The sequence below is a fragment of the Chromobacterium subtsugae genome (genome assembly GCF_035919665.1).
Taxonomy (GTDB): domain Bacteria; phylum Pseudomonadota; class Gammaproteobacteria; order Burkholderiales; family Chromobacteriaceae; genus Chromobacterium; species Chromobacterium subtsugae.
Window position 1 is genome coordinate 770489 of record NZ_CP142381.1, and the last position, 19191, is coordinate 789679.

Consider the following 19191-nt stretch of genomic DNA (forward strand, 5'->3'; position numbering starts at 1 on the left):
GCCGCCATTCTAGCCGGAAAGCGGCGCATTCGCCGCCGGCGCGTCCAGGTCGGCGCAAATGCGGTTGCGGCCGGCTCGCTTGGCCTGGTACAGCAGCTTGTCGGCGCGGCTGAGCACTTCGTCGATGTCCGATTCGGCCGGCAGCCGCATCGCCGCGCCGATGCTGACGGTGTAGCCGAGCTCGCCGTCGTCGGTCGGCAGCCGGGACGCGGCGACCGCGGCGCGCAGCCGTTCCGCCACCAGCAAGGCGTCTTCCAGCCGGGTGTCGGGCAGCACCGCGGCGAATTCCTCGCCGCCCAGCCGGCCGCACAAATCGCTGGCGCGCAGGACTTCGCGGCACAGTTGGGCGAAGTGGCGGATCACGTCGTCGCCCAGCGCGTGGCCGTGCAGGTCGTTGATGTCCTTGAAATGGTCCAGATCCATCATCAGCACCGTCAGCGGGCCGTGGTTGCGGCGGCTGCGCTCGACTTCGCGGTCGGCCAGCTCGATGAACTGGCGGCGGTTGCTCAGCTCGGTCAGGCTGTCCTGGGTGGCCAGGCGGAACAGCTGCTTCTCGTGGCCGTGGCGCTGCAGCGCGATGGCGATGATGTGGGTGCTGCGGTGGGCCAGGGCCAGCTCTTCCGGCGTCGGGCTGCGCGGTTCGCGGTAATAGGTGGCGAAGGTGCCCAGCAGGCGGCGGTCGCTGGAGAAGATGGGCGTGGCCCAGCAGGCGCGCAGGCCGAAGGGCTGCGCTTTGTGCCGCGCGTGCGCCCACAGCGGGCTTTCCTGGATGTCGTCCACAACGATGGTGCGCTTCCAGTGCGCGGCGGTGCCGCAGGAACCGGCGCTGGGGCCGACGGCGACGCGCTCCACCTCCTTGCGGTAGGCCGGCGGCAGGCTGAGGCCGGCGGCGAAGCGCAGCGCGGCGCCGTCCTCGTCCAGCAGCATGATGCTGCACAGGCCGCGCGGCTGCTGCGATTCCATCATCTGGCAGATCTGGTTGAGCGTCTGCGGCAGCGGATGGTTGCCGGCTATCATTTCCAGCACCGCGTTTTCCTCCGCCAGCAGCCGCTCGCCCTGGCGGCTGGCGGTGACTTCGCGGTCCACCGACAGGATGGTCTTCAGCATGCCGGCGCTGTCGAATTCCGGGAACAGCCGGATTTCGAAGATATGGCGCTGCTGGTCCTTGTACAGCTCCAGCTCGAAGCTGCGCGCTTCCCAGTTGTTGATCAGCTGGCGGCATTCCATTTCGAAGCGGGTGCTGGCCTCGTCGGTCCAGCCTTTCTCGCGCGGGGTCTTGCCCAGGTGTTCTTCCAGCGGCAGGTCGGAGAAGCGCGACACGCTGCGGTTGATGAACAGGCAGTGCAGCTCCAGATCGTAGCGGGCGATGATGTCTTCCGAGTTTTCCACCAGGGTGCGGAACTGCTGCTCGCGGCGCATCATCGCCGCCTCGCTGTGCTTGCGCGCGGTGATGACGCGGCAGATGGCGGTCAGCGCGCTGACCTTGCCGGCGCGCCAGGTCGGCTGCAGGCTCATTTCCAGCCATTCCCAGTGGCCGCTGTAATGGCGGATGCGCATTTCGTAGCCGGCTTCCGGCATCTGCGGCGGCTGCCGCAGCAGTTCGCCGAAGCGCGGGCGGTCTTCGGGGTGCAGCAGAGTCAGCCAGCGCGCGCAGTCCATGCCGCGGGTGTGCGCCGGCAGGCCCAGCAGCCGTTGCAGCGTATGGACGCTGCCGCGCACGTATTGGCGCGCCAGATCGAACTCCAAGAGCCCCAGGCAGGCGTCCTGCAGCGTGGCGCGGGCTTTGCGCCGTTGCTGGCGGCCCCGCAGCCAGAGCGCGGTGACCAGCATGGCCAGCAGCCAGCCGGCCTGGCTCATCGACGCGCCATGGCCGGCCGCGGCCCAGGCCGGTTGGGCGAGGAGCGGGAGCAGACAGGGGAGGATGGGCAAGGCGGAGGGTCGGCGGGTCAAACAGCGCTCCAGGCGAAAGGCGGCAAACCAAAGCGGGAATTTTGACATCAGCAGCCGGTGTTCCGTCCAGGACTCTGCGCCGCCGCGGCCAAGCGTCGTATTTATGCAACAAATACAGTATGCTTGATGACGAAAAGGCGGAGGGTTCCGCCCTGGCAAGCGAAATGGCTGCCGCGGCCGCCGGACGGCCGCGCGGCGCGGAGTGCTGAATGGATTTCTTCCCGATTTTCCTCAAGTTGCAACAGCAGCCCTGTCTGGTGGTGGGCGGCGGCGAGGCCGCCCTGCGCAAGGCGCGGCTGCTGGCGGCGGCCGGCGCGCGGCTGCAGGTGGCGGCGCCGGCATTGGCGCCGGAGCTGGCCGAAATGGCCGGCCGCGGCGAGCTGACCCACCTGGCCGGCGCCTACGCGGCGGAGCAGCTGCGCGGCCAGCGCCTGGTCGTCGCCGCCAGCGAGGACGACGAACTGAACCGCCGCGTCGCGCGCGATGCCGAGGCGCTGGGAGTGCTGGTCAACGTGGTGGACGACGCCGAGGCCTCGCGCTACATCACGCCGGCCATCGTCGACCGCTCGCCGCTGATGATAGCCATCGCCAGCGGCGGCGGCGTGCCGGTGCTGGTGCGGATGATGCGGGCGCGGCTGGAAAGCCTGATTCCCGGCGCTTACGGCCGGCTGGCCCGCTTCGCCGCCGGTTTTCGCGAGCGCAGCAAGCAGCGCTTTCCCGATGTGGACCAGCGCCGCCGTTTCTGGGAGGACGCGCTGGAAGGGCCGCTGGCCGACGCGGTGCTGAACGGACACGAGGAGCAGGCGGCGGCGGAAATGGAGCGGCGCCTGGCCGGCGCGGGGCCGGAAACCGTCGGCGCGGTTTACCTGGTGGGCGCCGGGCCGGGCAATCCCGACCTGCTGACCTTCCGCGCGCTGCGGCTGATGCAGCAGGCCGACGTGGTGCTGTACGACAAGCTGGTGGCGCCGGAGCTGCTGCAGCTGGTGCGGCGTGACGCCGAGCGCGTCTATGTCGGCAAGGCGCGCGCCAACCACGCGCTGCCGCAGGACGACATCAACCAGCTGATGGTGGACCTAGCCCGGCAGGGCAAGCGGGTGCTGCGGCTGAAAGGCGGCGACCCGTTCACCTTCGGCCGCGGCGGCGAGGAAATCGCCACGCTGGCGGAAAACGGCGTGGCCTTCGAGGTGGTGCCCGGCATCACCTCGGCCAGCGGCGCGGCGGCCTATGCGGGCATTCCGCTGACCCACCGCGACTACGCGCAGTCGGTCACCTTCGTCACCGGCCACAAGCAGGACGGCAGCATCGCGCTGGACTGGCCGGCGTTGACGCGGCCGCAGCAGACGGTGGTGGTGTACATGGGGGTGTCGACGGCGGCCGAGCTATGCCAGGCCTTCATCGCCAACGGCCGCGCGGCGGCGACGCCGGCGGCGGCGGTGGAGTGGGCCACCACCGCGCGCCAGCGCACGGTGTGCGGCACTTTATCGACGCTGCCTGGTCTGATGGCCTCGCACGGCATCGCCTCGCCGGCGCTGATCATCGTCGGCGAAGTGGTGGAATTGGCGGACAAGCTGGCCTGGTACCGCCGCAGCGAGAATTCAGCTGTTACAATTCAGGAAGATTGATCTGCGGATGCGCGGGCGGATTCGGGCCCGCGCGGTTCGAGCTTTGCTCAAATAACGCGGCCGGCAGGCGCCGGGCCGCACCAATTCGAAGACTCAGGCATGGTAGGTGTTCTGATAATTGCACATGGAGACCTGGGGCGTAGCCTGGCCGATTGCGCCAAGCACATCCTGGGCCGGGAACCGGACAATCTGGCGGTGATGGTGGTGGACAAGACCGAAGACCCGGAACGCAAGCTGGCAGAAGCGCAGGGCCTGGTGGACGGGCTGGATCAGGGCGACGGCGTGATGGTGCTGACCGATATGTACGGCGGCACGCCATCCAATATCGCCAGCAGGCTGATCCGCCCAGGCCGGGTCGAGGCGGTGGCTGGCGCCAGTCTGCCGATGCTGGTGCGAGCGCTGTGCTACAGCAGCCAGCCGCTGGAGATCGTCGTCAGCAAGGCGATCACCGGCGGGCTGGAAGGCGTGCTTTACATTATCCCGGGGGAAGGAAATGCTGCGATCTGAAGTCGAAATCATCAACAAGCTGGGCTTGCACGCGCGCGCGTCCAGCAAATTCACCCAGCTGGCCAGCCGTTACAAGAGCGATATCTTCATCGCCCGCAACAACCGCCGCGTCAACGGCAAGAGCATCATGGGCGTGATGATGCTGGCCGCGGCCAAGGGCGCCAAGGTGGAATTGGAGATCAGCGGCGAAGACGAGCAGCAGGCGCTGGAGGCGCTGATCGCGCTGATCAACAACCGCTTTGACGAAGCGGAGTGACGCGGCGCTGAGCGGGTGGCCGGCTTTCCCCGGCCGTTCAGGGAGCCCGCCGCCGTCGGCGGCGGGAATGGGGCGGGCACAGCGACAATAACATCGGCCCGCCAGGGGAGGGGACAATGAGCATCATCCTGCACGGGGTGGCCATCGGCGGCGGCATCGCCATCGGCCGGGCCCATCTGATTTCGCGCAGCATGGACGATGTTGCGCACTATTTGCTGGAAGAGGGCGAGATTCCGGCGGAAAAGGCGCGTTTCGACGAAGCCGTGCGCGCCACGCGCAAGGAGCTGGAGATGCTGTGGGGCAGCATCCCGGAAAACGCGCCGGCGGAGCTCGGCGCTTTTCTGTCGCTGCACATCATGCTGCTGGGCGACGTCACCATCTCGCGCGAGCCGCGCGAAATCATCGAAAAGCAGCACTGCAACGCCGAATGGGCGCTGAAGCTGCAGTGCGACCACCTGATCGAGCAATTCGACGCCATCGAGGAAGACTACCTGCGCGAGCGCAAGAACGACGTGCTGCAGGTGGTCGAGCGCATTTTCAAGAACCTGGACGGCGACGCGCCGCAATTGCCGGCGCAGGAAGACCTGGTCGACGACCACATCCTGGTGGCGCATGATCTGTCGCCGGCCGACATGGTGTATTTCAAGGATTCCAACTTCGCCGCCTTCATCACCGACGTCGGCGGCGCCACCTCGCACACCGCCATTCTGGGCCGCAGCCTGGATTTGCCGTCGGTGATTGCGCTGCACCACGGCCGCGAGCTGATCCGCGAGGACGAGATGATCATCGTCGACGGCCTGCAGGGCGTGGTGATCATCAACCCGGACACGCTGGTGCTGAACGAATACCGGCGCCGGCAGCGGGCCTGGCGCGGCGCGAAACGCAAGCTGTCGTCGATCCGCAAGTCCAGCGCCGTCACTCGCGACGGCTCGGTGATCGAGCTGTTGGCCAATATCGAGCGGCCGCAGGACGTCGATGACGTGCGCGAATCCGGCGCGGTGGGGGTGGGGCTGTTCCGCAGCGAGTTCCTGTTTCTGGGCCGCGACACGCTGCCGACCGAGGACGAGCAGTTCGAGGCCTACCGCCACGTGGCGGTGGCGCTGAAGGGCATGCCGGTGACCATCCGCACCATGGACCTGGGCGCTGACAAGAGCCCGAAATGGCTGGGCCACGACCAGGCCGACAACCCGGCGCTGGGTCTGACCGGCATCCGGCTGTGCCTGGCGGAGCCCTTGATGTTCCGCGCCCAGCTGCGCGCGCTGCTGCGCGCCTCGGCCTATGGCCGGATACGCGTGCTGTTCCCGATGGTGAATTCGCTGCCGGAATTGCGGCAGGCGCTGGCGCAGTTCGAATACGCGAAGTCGGAGCTGCGCGACGAGGGCATAGGCTACGCCGAAGACATCGAAGTGGGCGCGATGATAGAAATCCCGTCGGCGGCGCTGGTGGCCGGCAGCTTCACCAAGCTGGTCGACTTCCTGTCGGTGGGCACCAACGACCTGATCCAGTACACGCTGGCGATAGACCGCAACGACGACACCGTCAGCCACCTGTACGACCCGATCCACCCGGCGGTGCTGAAGCTGATCCTGCACACCATCAAGTGCGGCATCAAGGCCAATGTGCCGGTGTCGGTGTGCGGCGAGATGGCCGGCGACGCCAAGCTCACCCGCCTGCTGCTGGGGATGGGCTTGCGCAAGTTCTCGATGCATCCGGCCAATCTGCTGTCGGTGAAGCAACAGGTGCTGACCACCCACCTGGACGAGATCGCCTCGATCACGACGCGCATGCTCAGATCGGAAGACCCTGATAAAATAGCCGATCTACTGCAACTGCTGAATGCAGAGCCGGGCGATTAAGCCCGGTTTTTATTTATGCTAAAAGACGCGATCGATCTATCCCAGGTCAGGCGGGCGCTGGTGATCAGGTTGATGCACCACGGCGACGTGCTGCTGACCTCGCCGGTGTTCACCGTGCTGAAAAACCATGCGCCTCACATCGAGATTGACGCGCTGGTCTACCATGAAACCCGGGAAATGCTGACCCTGCACCCGGCCATCTCCAATGTCTTCACCATAGACCGCGGCTGGAAGAAGCTGGGCGCCTGGGCGCGGCTGCGCCATGAGCTGGCGCTGTATTCGAGCCTGAAGGCGCGGGGCTACCAGTTGATCGTGGTGCTCAACGACAATAATCGCGCTACCTCGTTGGTGAGGCTGCTGAAGCCGCGCTGGTCGGTGGTGCCGGACGTCCCCGATCGCGGGCGCTTTTTCCGGAAAACTTTCACCCACCGCCATGGTCTGGTGCTGGGTAACAAGCGCCATATCGTCGAATGGCATCTCGACGCGCTGCGACGGCTGGGAATTTATCCCAAGGAAGCGGAAACCGCCCTTTCGGTGGTGCCCGGCGCCGAAGCCGAGCAAAGCGTGAGCGCCTTGCTGCAAGCCAATGGCGTCGCGGCGGGCCGTTTCATCCTGGTTCACCCGGGGTCGCGCTGGTTCTACAAATGCTGGCCGGCGGACAAGGTGGCCGGCCTGATCAACGCTTTGCATGAGCAAGAGTGGCAGGTCGTGTTGAGCGGCGCGCCGTCGGCGGAGGAAAACGCCATGATCCGCGAGGTCCGGGCAGGGGTGCGGCGGCCGGTGGTGGATTTGAGCGGACAGCTGTCGTTGAAGCAATTGGCGGCGCTGATCGCGCAGGCGCGATTGTTCATCGGCGTCGACTCCCTGCCCATGCACCTTGCCGCGGCGGTGCAAACGCCGGTGGTGGTCTTGTTTGGCCCATCGCGGGACAAAGTGTGGGGCCCATGGCGGGTGCCGCATCGCCAGGTTTCGCTGGACCTGCCCTGTCGACCCTGCAATCTGGCCGGTTGTGGCGGCGGCGAGCGCAGCGAATGCATCGAGCGGATCGCGGTGGCCCAGGTGCTGGCCGAGGTCGAGTCGCTGTTGGCCGAAACCCGCCCGAGTCACGCTTGCTAACAAAAAAACCTGCCGGCACATGTTTGCCTGAACTCCGGTTGTTACGCTGCGGCGATATGCCATCAGATCAGCGAGCGAGCCGGATTGGCGATTGGAATCACAACCTGCAGTTTCGATAGAATTCGTCCATGTCATTCTTAGATAACAAAACCAGTTTCGCGCTCTACAAGCGGGTGATGCTGTACCTGCGGCCCTACTGGAAGGTCTTCATCCTGTCGATGCTGACCATGACCATCGCGGCGGCTACCGAGCCGATGTTCGCCCGGCTGATGAAGCCGCTGATCGACGGCGGCTTCGTCAACCGCGATCCACACGCCATCGTCTGGACGCCGCTGGCCATCGTCGGCCTGTTCATGCTGCGCGGCCTGACCAGCTACATCAACGAATATACTTCCAGCTGGCTGTCCGGCCATCTGGTGCAGACGCTGAGGCAGGAAATGTTCGCCCGCATGGTGCGGCTGCCGGTCAATTACTACGACAACAACCAGTCGGGCAGCATCGTCTCGCGGGTGGTGTTCGACGTGACGCAGATCAGCGAGGCCGGTTTCAATGTGATCACCGTGGTGATCAAAGACGGCATCACGGTGATTGGCCTGCTGGCCTTGCTGCTGATAACCGACTGGCGCCTCACGCTGATCTGCCTGGCGGTGATGCCGATCGTGGCTTGGTGTGTCCGCTACGTCAGCAAGCGCCTGCGCGGTCTGTCGCGCAAAAACCAGCAGGATATGGCCGAAATGACCCAGATTCTGGGCGAGAGCATAGACTGCCAGCGCGTGGTCAAGGTTTACGGCGGCCAGGACTACGAGAGCGAGCGCTTCAGCCGCTCGGCGGAGTCTATCCGCCACAATATGGTCAAGGAGCGGGCTACCAGCGCTGCCAGCACCGGCGTCACCCAGCTGATCATCGCCTGCGCGCTGGCGGTGATCCTGTATTTCGCTGGCACGCTGGCGCAGCATGGCAGTTTTTCCGCCGGCGATTTCATGTCCTTCCTGACCGCGATGCTGATGCTGTTCGCGCCGATCAAGCGCATCACCAGCATTAGTCAGACGGTGCAGAAGGGGTTAGCCGCCGCGGAAAGCGTGTTCAAATTCCTGGACGAGCGTGCGGAGCCGGATGAGGGCCGGATCCGTTTGGGTTCGACCAAAGGAAATTTCCGGTTCAAGCAGCTGTCATTCCAGTATCCAGGCGCGGAGCGACCGGCATTGCGTGATATCAACCTAGACATCCGCGCTGGCGAAACCATCGCGCTGGTTGGCTCCAGCGGAGGTGGGAAAACCACGTTGGCCAGCCTGATTCCCCGCTTCTACGAGCCGACTGCCGGCCAGATACTGCTGGACGATGTGCCGCTGACGCAGATCAGCCTGGTCAGCCTGCGCGAGCAGATCGCCCTGGTCAGCCAGGATGTGGTGTTGTTCAACGACACCGTCGCCGCGAACATCGCTTACGGGCGTTTGGGCGATGTCACGCGCGACGGGATCCGCGAAGCGGCGCGCGCAGCCAACGCGCTGGACTTCATCGAGGCGATGCCGCAGGGGCTTGATACCCTGATCGGCGAAAACGGCACTCGCCTGTCCGGCGGCCAGCGACAACGGCTGGCGATCGCGCGGGCCATTCTGAAGGATGCGCCAATTCTGATTCTGGATGAGGCAACCAGCGCGTTGGATACCGCGTCGGAGCGGCTGGTGCAGTCGGCGCTGGATAATCTGATGAAAAACCGGACGACGATCGTCATTGCTCACCGTCTGTCCACGATAGAAAGTGCCGACCGCATCGTAGTGATGCACCAGGGCGAGATCGCCGAGATCGGCAAACACCAGGACCTGCTGGACAAACAGGGAATTTATTCAAAGCTATATCTGCTGCAATTTGGCAGCTGAGATGAAAGAATGCGGATGGCTATCAGTGGTTTGGTGATAACGCTTAATGAAGCGCACAATATTGTCGATTGCCTGCGGTCGTTGAGAGCGGTTTGTGATGACATCGTTGTTGTCGATTCAGGTAGCACCGATGGCACCATTGCGCTGGCTGAGGCCGAAGGCGCGACCGTCATTGTACAGAAACCTTTTTTGGGCGATGGTCCTCAGCGAAGCCTGGGCTTGCCGCGTTGCCGGCATGCCTGGGTACTGAATCTGGATGCCGATGAAAGGTTGGAGCCGGATTTCATCGCTTATGTGAAGAATACCGATCTGGACGCCCTGGGCGTGGATCTGGTCGAAACGCGTCGCCGCAATTATATTGGCGACCGCTTCACGCCTTATGCCGGTCAATACCCCGATTATGTGAAGAGGTTGTTCAATCGCCACCGGGCCGATTTCACGCCGGTTGTCGCGCATACTTGTGTCAAGGCGGCGACTTCGACGAAGGTAGCGGTTCATATTACGCATTATTCGTACCGGAATTATCCGGACATGATCGCAAAATGCAAGTATGCCGAATGGCTTTCAGTGGGCCTGGCTAAAAGCGGCAAGAAAATCTATCCCTGGCATCCGGCGCTGCATGGCGGCTGGGCTTTTTTCCGCCACTATGTGATCAAGCTGGGATTTCTGGCCGGTTTGGATGGCTTGACCTTGTCGATGTGCAAAGGCATCGGTTCTTATCTGAAGTATGCCCATGCTTTGGAGCTGAGAAGGAGCGGAAAGGTCTGATGTGTCCGTGTTCGCCACAAGGCTATTTCGGCTACGGCAGGTTTCCAAGGCATCTGCTGTCTGAATTCATATGGCTGGTTTGATGAATGAAAATAACAGTTTTGATCAGTACCTATAATCGGCCTGATGCGCTTGATGCAGTATTGTCTGGTTTTCACCACCAATCGGGCATGCTTGCCGGTGATTGGGAAATCATTGTTGCCGACGATGGCTCCGGTCCTGCAACCCAAGCGGTGGTGAAGGCCCATCAGAAGATTTTCCATGATCGGCTCCAGCATGTTTGGCATGAGGACTTGGGATTCCGATTGGCGGAGATTCGGAACCGGGCGGCGCTGCAGGCGCGGGGTGATTATCTGATATTCCTGGACGGGGATTGTATCCCACAGTCGGACTTCCTGTTTCAGCACGCCAAGCTTGCCGAACGCGGCTGGGTGGTCGCCGGCAATAGGGTATTGATGTCCGAAAGATTTACCCTGAGCTACGTTTCCGGTGAATGCCGTCCGGTATCCAATTGGACGGGATTTTCCTGGCTTGCTCATCGGCTGAGGAAAAATATCAACAATTTTTTGGGTTGGTTGCGGCTTGATTTGCCAAAGTGGCGCAAGAAAAGAAAAGATAGTTGGAAATTGCTGCGTGGTTGCAATATCGGTGTTTGGCGCGAAGATTATTTGATGGTAGATGGATTTGATGCCACATTTTCCGGTTGGGGCTATGAGGATTCGGACTTTGCTGTTCGCTTGATTCGCAGTGGAGTGGGCATCAAGAATGGCCGTTTCGCCATGCCGGTTCTGCATCTCTGGCATAAGGAAAATGATAGAAGTTTTGAGGGTGAAAACTGGAGAAGATTCGAGGCGTCAATCCGCAGCGAGCATGTCAAGGCCTTGAAAGGTATTTCCTCATTGGATATTGATCCTGGTTGGCTGTCGAATGGAAAATCGGAATGAGTGATATTTCTGGCATCAATTTTATCTTTCACTCCATTCGCCAGGGCGGTGGAATGGAACGCTATGTGATGGATGTGATAGCGGAGTTGTGCCGCAGGGGTATTCCGGTAAAGGTCATCGCGCGAGTTGTGAATTGGCCCGATCCCCCGAATGGCCTTGATTTCGTGGTTTTCCCAAATAGAACACCGTTCTCCAGGCTAAATAACATATTGTTTGAACGTATGGCTCTGAGGTCTTGTCGAACTGGCTGGAAAACCATTGGCATATCAAGGGTGTTCGGTGATGTCGACTTGGCGATTGTGGGTGGTACGCATATCGGTCACCTGAATGACAAGGGTAAATCCAGTGTTGGTATTTATGACAGATTGACCATCGCGAATGAGACCAGGTTTTATGCTGGCGCATCGACTATCGTTTCTCATTCTGGGAGAGTGGGGAAGGAAATCCAGAAATATTATGGTATTGATGAGGCCAAAATAAAAGTCTTATATCCTCCCGTAGACACCCACAAGTTTTCATTGGATGCCAGGGCCAATCGCGAAGAGGTTAGACAGAAGCTTGGTATCAGACCAAACCAGTTCATGCTCTTGTTTCCATCAAATAATCATGATTTGAAGGGCGCAGACATCATCCTGGATGCGATTGGTCGCATGGATGAAGATGTTGTGTTGGTAGCGGCGGGAAAAGCGCCGCTGAAAAGCGATAAGGTTATCAACGCAGGGTTCTGCGATGAAATGCCCCCGTTGTATGCGGCGGCGGATGCGACGATCCTGGCCTCAAAATATGAAGCATTTGGCATGGTGGGCCCAGAATCAATTTTGTGCGGCACCCCCGTTTTATTTGCCGATACGGTAGGTGCGACGGAAATATTGTCCGAGCCAGGCTGTCATGTCTTCAAACGGGATGCGGCGGCATTGAGGACATGCCTGGAGCGAGTGGTCAGGCAGGCTAAGCACTTGGAAAGAGACCCGGCCTCCTTGGCATCCCAGTCTATTCATTATCCTTATTCATTGGAAGATCATGTGCTGGATTTGCTGGCATTGTTGGAGTAACTGATGGAATCACTGCCAAAAGTTTCCATGCTCCTGATTACCTATAATCAAGAGCATTATGTTTTAGATGCGCTAAAAGGCGCGCTTTCTCAGGATTATGCCAATCTGGAAATTGTTGTTTCGGACGATTGTTCGAGTGATTCAACTTTTGATATTGTATCGGCGTATTGCGATAACTACCAGGGGCCGCATAAGCTGATTTTGAATTGCAATATATCCAACGTCGGAATCGGCGCTAATCTGAATGTTGCGGTATCTCATGCTTCAGGCGAGCTATTTGTCGTTACCGCTGGCGATGACATTTCGTTGCCGCAACGAGTCTCATCATTAGTGGCTTGTTGGCTTGCGCATGGCCGAAAGCCCGACTTGCTGGCTTCTTATCTACAGGATTTGGATTCGGCTGGTAATGTGCATGGGGTAATCAAGGTTGACGACCTTGCGAACTATAATAGCGTGGATGCTTGGCTTCAGGGGCATCCGGTTTTGATCGGAGCAGCTCAGGCATGGACGCGGCGGCTATATGATGAATTTTCCGGCATACCGCGAGGCGTGGTGGCTGAGGACATGGTCATGGCTTTTAGGGCGTTTGGGGCCGGTGGGGCTGTGACAATTCCTGAACCGTTGGTGTTGTATAGGCGGGGGGGCACGACATATAAGAAGCGACACTTGACTGTTGAAGCTGTTGTCTCGGCATTTGTTAAAAAGCTGGATAATACCAAAATCGAGTTGTTGCATATGATAGAAGTCGCTGGGAATAAGCATGCCACGCCGGCACTGCTGACGTATCTGGTGAACCTCTATCAAAAAGAGTGTCTGATTGAGTTTATGTTAAGAAAGCAAGCAGGTTGGATGGGCAGGTTTAAATATTTGGTAGATGCACCAGGAGTCGCTTTGAGCTTTAAAATCAGGATGTTCTTCTATTCGTTGGCACCATGGGCTTTACGGCCATTTTTCCTTTTAAAGAGGGCGGTGAGATGATTGATATGGCAATAGAGCGTCAGCGCGACTTACGTTATGATTGGCTTGTTTGGGGATTGACATTTATTGTCATCGCATTGGGTTTTGTCTGGAGGGGTAGCGCTACGATAGTGGCTTGCTTGCTTTCCTTGATTGGCATAGCCCTTTCTTTCAGGAAAAACTATTTCAAGATATGCTGGGATTTGTATAGGCCCTGGATTTTCGCCATGTCTATTCTTGGCTTGGCGATTATTTGTAGAGAGCTGATTTCCGGCGATCCTCGATTTCGTTTCGCGGATTCAGCCTCCAGAACCATGCTGGCTATTCCGTTATTCGTAGCGATGTGCCATAGCGCCAGATTCGATCTGAAATCGGCACGGTGGATTTTTGCCGCTGCCGTGTTCTTGATGCTGATATTCGGCTATTGGAATATGACCCATGGCGGTGATCTGCGCATTGCGACAGCATTTACGAATACTATTCCGTATTCTGCATTCTGCTTGTTGTTTGGCACGATTTTCTTCCTCTATTCATATAGTCTTGGTGGCTGGAATCGGGTTGCCTCGATTGTCGTGATTGCAACTACATACTTGGTTCTGTATTTTTCGGAGTCGCGCGGGGTTTGGGCTGCGGGTGTCGTGGCAGCGCTATTCCTGTTTACAACCGTGTTTGGTTTTAACTGGAAGAGTTGTGCCGGTATTTTGTTGCTTGTGTTCGCGCTTCTCGTGCTGTCTTACTTCTGCAGTGCAATCGTCAAATACCGCATAGACTTGGCGGTATCGGAATACCATGCCTTTTTTGTTGGAAAAAAAGATGGCTCGGTAAGCATGCGTATGGATATGGCACTGGCTTCATGGCATATATTCAAGATGCATCCGATTTTTGGCGTCGGCCGGGATTTACCACCGGTGATGCATGCACTATATGAGCAGGGCTTTGTTGGTCTTCCGGTTGCGGATGCGGCTGATACTCATGGCGAGTTGTTCTTCAATGCGGCCAGCCTGGGCTCGGTCGGTTTGCTGGCGTATGTCATTTTCTATGTAGGGGGCAGCTATCCTTATTGGAAGGCGGCGGTTTCAGGCGAGCCCGAGCTTGTGAAGATCGGCAAGATTGGGCTGGTTTGCAATGTTATCTTTTTCATTGTCGGTTACACCCATATCACGCTCGGCTTGGTTATGTACGCTTCTGTATATGCCACGGTACAGGCGGTTTTGCTGTCCACCTTATATAAATTGCAGTATGGCAAGGCTAGTCAGGTATCAGCGTAACCATAGCCGGATATCCGGTTAAAGAAACCACTCCTTGAGTGGTTTTTTTGCGTTTGCGAGGGGTGTGGATGGTACTGCGAATGGCATGAAGCGCCCCTCCGTCTGCGAGTGGGCTTACGCGGGGCATTGTGCGCCAGGATGGTGCTGAGTTGGGCAACGTGCCGTGCTGCCGCGTTGGTAGCCGGTTTTGCTTGTATAAGCTCGAGTTGCGCGCCGACTGGGGCGCGCATCAGTTACATGACTGGCCGGTTTACAACTTGGCGTCGAACAACGGATCCTGTGGCGCGAGCTGGCGGCCGTTCTCCTGGATGGTGTGCCAGACCGGCTGGTCTTGCACCTGCGCCTGCACATCGCGCGCCAGCAACACATAGGCTTCGCTGTTGCGGGCGCTGGAATAGGCGCGCAGCAATGCCACTTTGGCGTGGAGATTGTCCGGATCGTCTTTGAGGGAGTCTTTCAGCACCCGGACCGCCTCTTTGGTGCGGCCGTAGGCGAGATAGACTTCGGCTTCGCCAACCGGATCGATGCCGCGGTGGACCGGCTTGGTGTAGCGCAGGCGACGCCAGAACTGGCGAAGCGAATAATAGACAAGCATCAGGGCCAAGCTGCTGGCCAAGGCCGTAAATACATCCATTCTGTTTCTCCCCCTCGGTGGTACAACATCTTATGTAGTCTGTTGATTATTCTGACGAGGAAGGCGGCTTGGCAATCCGTATAAATCCCTACCTGGGCCGCTCAGCCGTGGACTCAGCTGTTTTCGCGCAGAATCTTCTCCAGCAGGCTGCCCGCCAGGCCAGGTTGGATCACGGCCTGGCCCAATGCGCGCAGCAGCACGAAGCGTATGGTGCCGGCTTCCACTTTCTTGTCGTGGCTCATCAGCTGCAGCCAGCGGTGGACGGGCATGGCGGGAGATGTCACCGGCAGGCCGGCGGCGGCGATCAGCCGGCGCACCCGATCGAGGTCGGCGGCGGCAAGCCAGCCCAGCTCGGCGGAGGCGGCGGCGGCCAGCACCATGCCGGCGGCGACGGCTTCGCCGTGCAGCCAGGCGCCGAATCCCAGCCCGGCTTCTATCGCGTGGCCGAAGGTGTGTCCCAGATTGAGCAGCGCGCGCGCGCCGTTTTCTTTTTCGTCTTCGGCGACGATGGCGGCCTTCATCTCGCAGCTGCGGCGCACCGCGTATTGCAGCGCGGCGCTGTCGCGCGCCCTCAGCCTGGCCATATTGTCTTCCAGCCAGGCAAGGAAGTCGGCGTCGCCCAGCAGGCCGTATTTGATCACTTCCGCCAGGCCGGCGGACAGTTCGCGGTCGGGCAGGGTGGCGAGCAGGTCCATGTCGGCGATCACCGCCTTGGGCTGGTAGAACGCGCCTATCATGTTCTTGCCCTGCGGATGGTTGATCGCGGTTTTGCCGCCGACCGACGAGTCCACCTGCGCCAGCAGCGTGGTGGGAATCTGGATGAAGGGCGCGCCGCGCTGGTAGCAGGCGGCGGCGAAGCCCGTCATGTCGCCGATCACGCCGCCGCCCAGCGCGATCAGCGTGGTCTTGCGTTCGGCGTTGCCGGACAGCAGGGCGTCGAAGATCAGGTTGAGCGTCTGCCAGTCCTTGTGCGTTTCGCCGTCGGGCAGGACGATGCTGGCGCAGGCCACGCCGCGGCTTTCAAGCGCTTGCCGCAGCCGCGCCAAGTACAGCGGCGCGACGGTTTCGTTGCTGACGATGGCCACCTTGGGGATGGGCAGGTGGGGAAGCAATAGTTCGACCTGTTCCAGGAGTCCGTGGCCAATATGTATCGGGTAGCGGGTGTCGGGGAGGATCAGGTCGAGGGTGATCACGAATCGGCTTCCTTGGTGATGGGGGGCTGCAACTGGTCGATCAGGCGGCTGACCAGCAGGTTGACGTTTTGCTGGGTGGTGTCGACGATGACGTCGGCGATTTCCCGGTAGAGAGGGTCGCGCTCGTTGAACAGGCTTTCCAGTTTGGCGCGGGGGTCGGCGATTTGCAGCAGCGGACGGTTCTTGTCGTGCTGGGTGCGGGCCAGCAGGTCGTCGATCGGCGCGCGCAGGTAGATCACGGTGCCGTATTGCATCAGCACCTGGCGGTTTTCCTGGCGCAGGACCGCGCCGCCGCCGGTGGCCAGCACAATGTCGCTCTGCTGGGCCAGGTCGCGGATCACGCAGGTTTCGCGGTTGCGAAACCGCAGCTCGCCTTCGATGTCGAAGATGGTAGCGACCCGCACGCCGGTGCGCGCCTCGATTTCCTGGTCGGAATCGTAGAACGTCTTGCCGGTGCGGCGCGCCAGCGCCCTGCCTACCGTGGTCTTGCCCGCGCCCATCAGGCCGACCAGAAAAAAGTTGCCTGCCAATCTCTCCATGGCAGCCATTGTAGCCGATGGATCGCGGCTCTGTCTCTGCCCGTCAGCGTCCCGCGACGATCAGGTCGTTGACCACCTTGGGCGTGATGAAAATCAGCAGTTCGCTGCGCTTGTCTATCTTCTGCGAGCTGCGGAACAGCGCGCCCAGAAGCGGTATGTCGCCGAGGAAAGGCACTTTGTTGACGACATTGTCCAGTTGCTGCTGATAGATGCCGCCCAGCACCACCGTGCCGCCGTTGTCCACCAGCACTTGGGTTTCGATTTTCTCGGTGGTCAGCGACGGCGTGCCGTTGACGGTTTGCTGGAAGTTGGCCGAGTCCTTGTTGACCTTGATGTCCAGCATCACGTGATTGTCCGGGGTGATCTGCGGCTTGACGTTGAGGCTGAGCACCGCCTTCTTGAACGATACCGAGGTCGCGCCGCTGGAGCTGGCTTCCTGATAGGGAATCTCGGTGCCCTGCTCGATGGTCGCTTCCTGGCGGTCGGCGGTCATCACCCGCGGGCTGGAGATGATGCGGCCCTTGTCCTCGGCCTGCATTGCCTGCAGCTCCAGCCCCAGGATCACCGAGTGGCCGACGTTGTACAGCGCGGTCAGCGTGCCGGAGGGGTTGGCGATGGGCAGGTTGACGCCGGCCGGCGTGGTCTGGATCACGTAGGGCTGGCCGGTGTTCAGGTTGGTGACGTTGTTGACCGCGGTGCCCAGCGGGCTGCCCGAAATGATGCCCTTGGGGTCCATCCGGTCGTAGGTGAGCTGGATGCCGAGGTCGCGTTCCCAGTTGTCGGTGGCTTCGACGATGCGGGCCTCGATCAGCACTTGCTTGACCGGGATGTCGGTCTTGGCGATGACGTCGCGGATCTTGTCGATCACCGCGTTGATGTCGTTGACGATCAGGGTGTTGGTCTTGGGATCGATCAGCACGCTGCCGCGTTCGGACAGCAGGCTTTCTTTCTTGCCGGAGGTGTTGTCGCCATCCAGCACTTTCTTGAAGTCTTCGGCCGAACGGTAGCGCAGCACGAAGGTTTCCGAACGCAGCGGCTCCAGCGTCGCCAGCTGCTGGCGGGCTTCCTGCAGCTGCTTGTCGCGCGCCAGCAGCTCGTCGCGCGGCGCGATCTGGATGATGTTGCCGTTGCGGCGCTGATCCAGGCCCTTGGTCTGCAGGATCAGGTCCAGCGCCTGATCCCAGGGTACGTCCTTCAGCCTGAGGGTGATGTTGCCGCTGACCGAGTCGCTGGTGACGATGTTGAGGCCGGTGAATTCCGCGATGACTTGCAGCACGGTGCGGACTTCGATGTTCTGGAAGTTGAGCGACAGCTTGTCGCCCTTGTATACCGGCTTGCCGCTATCGCTGTTGGCCAGCGTTTCCGGCGCCGGGCGGCGCACTTCCACCACCAGCTTGCCGTCGGTCTGATAGGAGGAATAGTCCCAGTCGCCCTGGGGGATGATCTGGATGCGGATGTTGTTTCCCTGGTTGGCGGCATCCACCTTGGCCACCGGGGTGCCGAAGTCGGTCACGTCCAGCCGGCGCACCTGCTGGCGCGGCAGGACCGCGCCGGCGATGTCGACCGCCAGGTTTTTGCCGTCGCGGCGCACATCCACCGGGGTGTTGGCGTTGGGCAGGGCCAGTTCCACCCGGCCTTCGCCATTGGCGCCGCGGCGGAAGTCCAGGCCGACCTGGCCAATCTGCGCCTGGCCCGCGGCCTGGGGGGCTGCCGCCGAGGTTTGCTCTTGCGGGGTGGCATCCAGCGCCGGCGCCATCGAGCCGTCCAGCGTCAGCAGCAATTTGTTGCCGTTGACCACGCTGCGGAAGGAGGCGTTGCGCGCCAGGCTCAATACCAGCCGCGAGCGGCCGGGCGCCTCCACCGCGACCGCCGACTTGAGCAGCGCGCTGTCGATATTGATGGCGGGGCGGGCGAGCTTGACGCTGGCGCCGGCGAAGTCCAGCGCGATGCGCGGCGGGTTGGACATGGCGAAGCTGCCCGGCCGCACCGCGGGGCCGTCGAAGGTGATCTGCACGAGCTGCAGGTTGCCGTCCACCTTGCCGGGTTCTATCGCCGTGATGGCCGGGCCGGCGGCGGCGAGTCCGCCCGCCAGGCTCAGCAGCAGCCCCGCCATCCATCTGATCGCAAGCTTTTTCATTTGTTTTGCCCTTGTTCGTCCAGGTGCAGGCTGCTGTCGCGCTGCACCCATTCTCCATTCAGGTCTTCGACGGTTTCGGAGAGCACGATTTCCGAATCGTGGATGGCGGTCACCTTGCCGAAATTGGGACCGACGTAGTTGCCGGGCTGGATCCGGTAGATGGCGCCCTCCGGCGTGCGCACCAGCGCGTAGAGCGAGTCGCCCCGCTTCAGCGTGCCGACCATCGCCAGCTTGTCCAGATCGTAATTTTCCAGCGCCTCGCGCGGGCGCTTGAGGTCGGGCGCGTTGGCGGAATTCTGCTGTTTGCCGGCCTGTAGTTTTTGCGCGTTGAAGGGGTCGAGCAGATCGTAGGCCTGGTAGTTGAACGGCTTGTAGGTCTGCACCTGCGGCAGCGGCTCGATCTGGCCGCGCAGGCCCTGGCTGCTGCTGGCCATCCACTGCTGCAGGTCCTCGGTGCCGGGGCCGCCGCATCCGCTCAGCAGCAGGGGTAGCAGGCAGACGCAGGTTTTCTTCAT

The 19191-nt window shown here is 61.0% G+C and carries 17 protein-coding genes; 11 read left to right on the plus strand and 6 right to left on the minus strand.

The genetic code is table 11. The features are described from left to right. Window positions 1-9: 9 nt before the first annotated feature. Window positions 10-1950 carry a bifunctional diguanylate cyclase/phosphodiesterase gene (locus tag U6115_RS03840; protein ID WP_181243309.1) on the minus strand — a complete coding sequence of 647 codons (1941 nt, stop codon included), beginning with the start codon at window positions 1948-1950 and terminating at the stop codon, window positions 10-12. 209 nt (window positions 1951-2159) lie between these two features. On the opposite strand from U6115_RS03840, the gene cysG reads away from it, so the two are divergent. The 11 genes from cysG to U6115_RS03895 all read left to right on the plus strand — a co-directional run bounded on the left by cysG (window position 2160) and on the right by U6115_RS03895 (window position 14173). Continuing rightward, entirely contained in the window at window positions 2160-3572 is a 1413-nt protein-coding gene (gene cysG / locus U6115_RS03845) for a siroheme synthase CysG (protein ID WP_043576929.1), read from the plus strand. Between the two features lie 99 nt (window positions 3573-3671). After that, window positions 3672-4079, plus strand: a complete 408-nt coding sequence (locus tag U6115_RS03850) for a PTS sugar transporter subunit IIA (protein WP_043576932.1) — start codon at window positions 3672-3674, stop codon at window positions 4077-4079. After that, on the plus strand, window positions 4066-4335 hold the full coding sequence (locus U6115_RS03855) for an HPr family phosphocarrier protein (RefSeq protein WP_043576934.1): 270 nt from the start codon (window positions 4066-4068) through the stop codon (window positions 4333-4335). The genes U6115_RS03850 and U6115_RS03855 overlap by 14 nt, the downstream gene beginning before the upstream one ends. A 116-nt stretch (window positions 4336-4451) precedes the next feature. Next, window positions 4452-6191 carry a phosphoenolpyruvate--protein phosphotransferase gene (ptsP, locus tag U6115_RS03860; RefSeq protein ID WP_043576937.1) on the plus strand — a complete coding sequence of 580 codons (1740 nt, stop codon included), beginning with the start codon at window positions 4452-4454 and terminating at the stop codon, window positions 6189-6191. A gap of 60 nt (window positions 6192-6251) precedes the next feature. After that, window positions 6252-7307: a putative lipopolysaccharide heptosyltransferase III gene (gene rfaQ / locus U6115_RS03865; protein WP_230623393.1), complete on the plus strand. Its 1056-nt coding sequence runs from the start codon at window positions 6252-6254 to the stop codon at window positions 7305-7307. Between the two features lie 128 nt (window positions 7308-7435). After that, the gene (gene msbA, locus U6115_RS03870; RefSeq protein WP_043576942.1) at window positions 7436-9184 is read left to right on the plus strand and encodes a lipid A export permease/ATP-binding protein MsbA; all 1749 of its coding nucleotides are present in this window, start codon (window positions 7436-7438) and stop codon (window positions 9182-9184) included. Between the two features lie 15 nt (window positions 9185-9199). Further along, complete coding sequence (locus tag U6115_RS03875) at window positions 9200-9952, plus strand: glycosyltransferase family 2 protein (protein ID WP_043576946.1); 753 nt, start codon at window positions 9200-9202, stop codon at window positions 9950-9952. An 86-nt stretch (window positions 9953-10038) separates the two neighbouring features. Further along, window positions 10039-10896, plus strand: coding sequence for a glycosyltransferase family 2 protein (locus U6115_RS03880; RefSeq protein WP_043576949.1), 858 nt, complete (start codon window positions 10039-10041; stop codon window positions 10894-10896). Then, complete coding sequence (locus U6115_RS03885) at window positions 10893-11948, plus strand: glycosyltransferase family 4 protein (RefSeq protein ID WP_043576953.1); 1056 nt, start codon at window positions 10893-10895, stop codon at window positions 11946-11948. Before U6115_RS03880 ends, U6115_RS03885 begins: the two co-directional genes overlap by 4 nt. A gap of 3 nt (window positions 11949-11951) precedes the next feature. Continuing rightward, complete coding sequence (locus U6115_RS03890) at window positions 11952-12926, plus strand: glycosyltransferase (RefSeq protein ID WP_047237136.1); 975 nt, start codon at window positions 11952-11954, stop codon at window positions 12924-12926. Next, window positions 12881-14173 carry an O-antigen ligase family protein gene (locus tag U6115_RS03895; protein ID WP_043576955.1) on the plus strand — a complete coding sequence of 431 codons (1293 nt, stop codon included), beginning with the start codon at window positions 12881-12883 and terminating at the stop codon, window positions 14171-14173. The genes U6115_RS03890 and U6115_RS03895 overlap by 46 nt, the downstream gene beginning before the upstream one ends. Before the next feature lie 250 nt (window positions 14174-14423). On the opposite strand, the gene U6115_RS03900 is transcribed toward U6115_RS03895, so the two are convergent. From U6115_RS03900 to U6115_RS03920, 5 genes are all read right to left on the minus strand, one after another. Beyond that, window positions 14424-14807 (minus strand): type IV pilus assembly protein FimV, encoded by a 384-nt coding sequence (locus tag U6115_RS03900; RefSeq protein WP_230623394.1) that lies wholly within the window; start codon window positions 14805-14807, stop codon window positions 14424-14426. A gap of 113 nt (window positions 14808-14920) precedes the next feature. Beyond that, window positions 14921-16000 (minus strand): 3-dehydroquinate synthase, encoded by a 1080-nt coding sequence (gene aroB / locus U6115_RS03905; protein ID WP_043576957.1) that lies wholly within the window; start codon window positions 15998-16000, stop codon window positions 14921-14923. Beyond that, complete coding sequence (gene aroK / locus U6115_RS03910; protein ID WP_062961531.1) at window positions 15997-16548, minus strand: shikimate kinase AroK; 552 nt, start codon at window positions 16546-16548, stop codon at window positions 15997-15999. Before aroK ends, aroB begins: the two co-directional genes overlap by 4 nt. 34 nt (window positions 16549-16582) lie before the next feature. Beyond that, window positions 16583-18676 carry a type IV pilus secretin PilQ gene (gene pilQ, locus U6115_RS03915; protein WP_043576961.1) on the minus strand — a complete coding sequence of 698 codons (2094 nt, stop codon included), beginning with the start codon at window positions 18674-18676 and terminating at the stop codon, window positions 16583-16585. Next, window positions 18673-19191, minus strand: a complete 519-nt coding sequence (locus tag U6115_RS03920; RefSeq protein WP_043576963.1) for a pilus assembly protein PilP — start codon at window positions 19189-19191, stop codon at window positions 18673-18675. Before U6115_RS03920 ends, pilQ begins: the two co-directional genes overlap by 4 nt.

Bases quoted from the DNA above. Each gene is read 5' to 3' on its own strand.
- pilQ (WP_043576961.1), bottom strand. From the start codon at position 18,676: ATGAAAAAGCTTGCGATCAGATGGATGGCGGGGCTGCTGCTGAGCCTG.
- U6115_RS03890 (WP_047237136.1), top strand. From the start codon at position 11,952: ATGGAATCACTGCCAAAAGTTTCCATGCTCCTGATTACCTATAATCAA.
- aroK (WP_062961531.1), bottom strand. From the start codon at position 16,548: ATGGCTGCCATGGAGAGATTGGCAGGCAACTTTTTTCTGGTCGGCCTG.
- msbA (WP_043576942.1), top strand. From the start codon at position 7,436: ATGTCATTCTTAGATAACAAAACCAGTTTCGCGCTCTACAAGCGGGTG.
- U6115_RS03875 (WP_043576946.1), top strand. From the start codon at position 9,200: ATGGCTATCAGTGGTTTGGTGATAACGCTTAATGAAGCGCACAATATT.
- U6115_RS03885 (WP_043576953.1), top strand. From the start codon at position 10,893: ATGAGTGATATTTCTGGCATCAATTTTATCTTTCACTCCATTCGCCAG.
- U6115_RS03880 (WP_043576949.1), top strand. From the start codon at position 10,039: ATGAAAATAACAGTTTTGATCAGTACCTATAATCGGCCTGATGCGCTT.
- U6115_RS03855 (WP_043576934.1), top strand. From the start codon at position 4,066: ATGCTGCGATCTGAAGTCGAAATCATCAACAAGCTGGGCTTGCACGCG.
- U6115_RS03900 (WP_230623394.1), bottom strand. From the start codon at position 14,807: ATGGATGTATTTACGGCCTTGGCCAGCAGCTTGGCCCTGATGCTTGTC.
- U6115_RS03920 (WP_043576963.1), bottom strand. From the start codon at position 19,191: ATGAAGAAAACCTGCGTCTGCCTGCTACCCCTGCTGCTGAGCGGATGC.
- cysG (WP_043576929.1), top strand. From the start codon at position 2,160: ATGGATTTCTTCCCGATTTTCCTCAAGTTGCAACAGCAGCCCTGTCTG.
- ptsP (WP_043576937.1), top strand. From the start codon at position 4,452: ATGAGCATCATCCTGCACGGGGTGGCCATCGGCGGCGGCATCGCCATC.
- U6115_RS03895 (WP_043576955.1), top strand. From the start codon at position 12,881: ATGGGCTTTACGGCCATTTTTCCTTTTAAAGAGGGCGGTGAGATGATT.
- U6115_RS03850 (WP_043576932.1), top strand. From the start codon at position 3,672: ATGGTAGGTGTTCTGATAATTGCACATGGAGACCTGGGGCGTAGCCTG.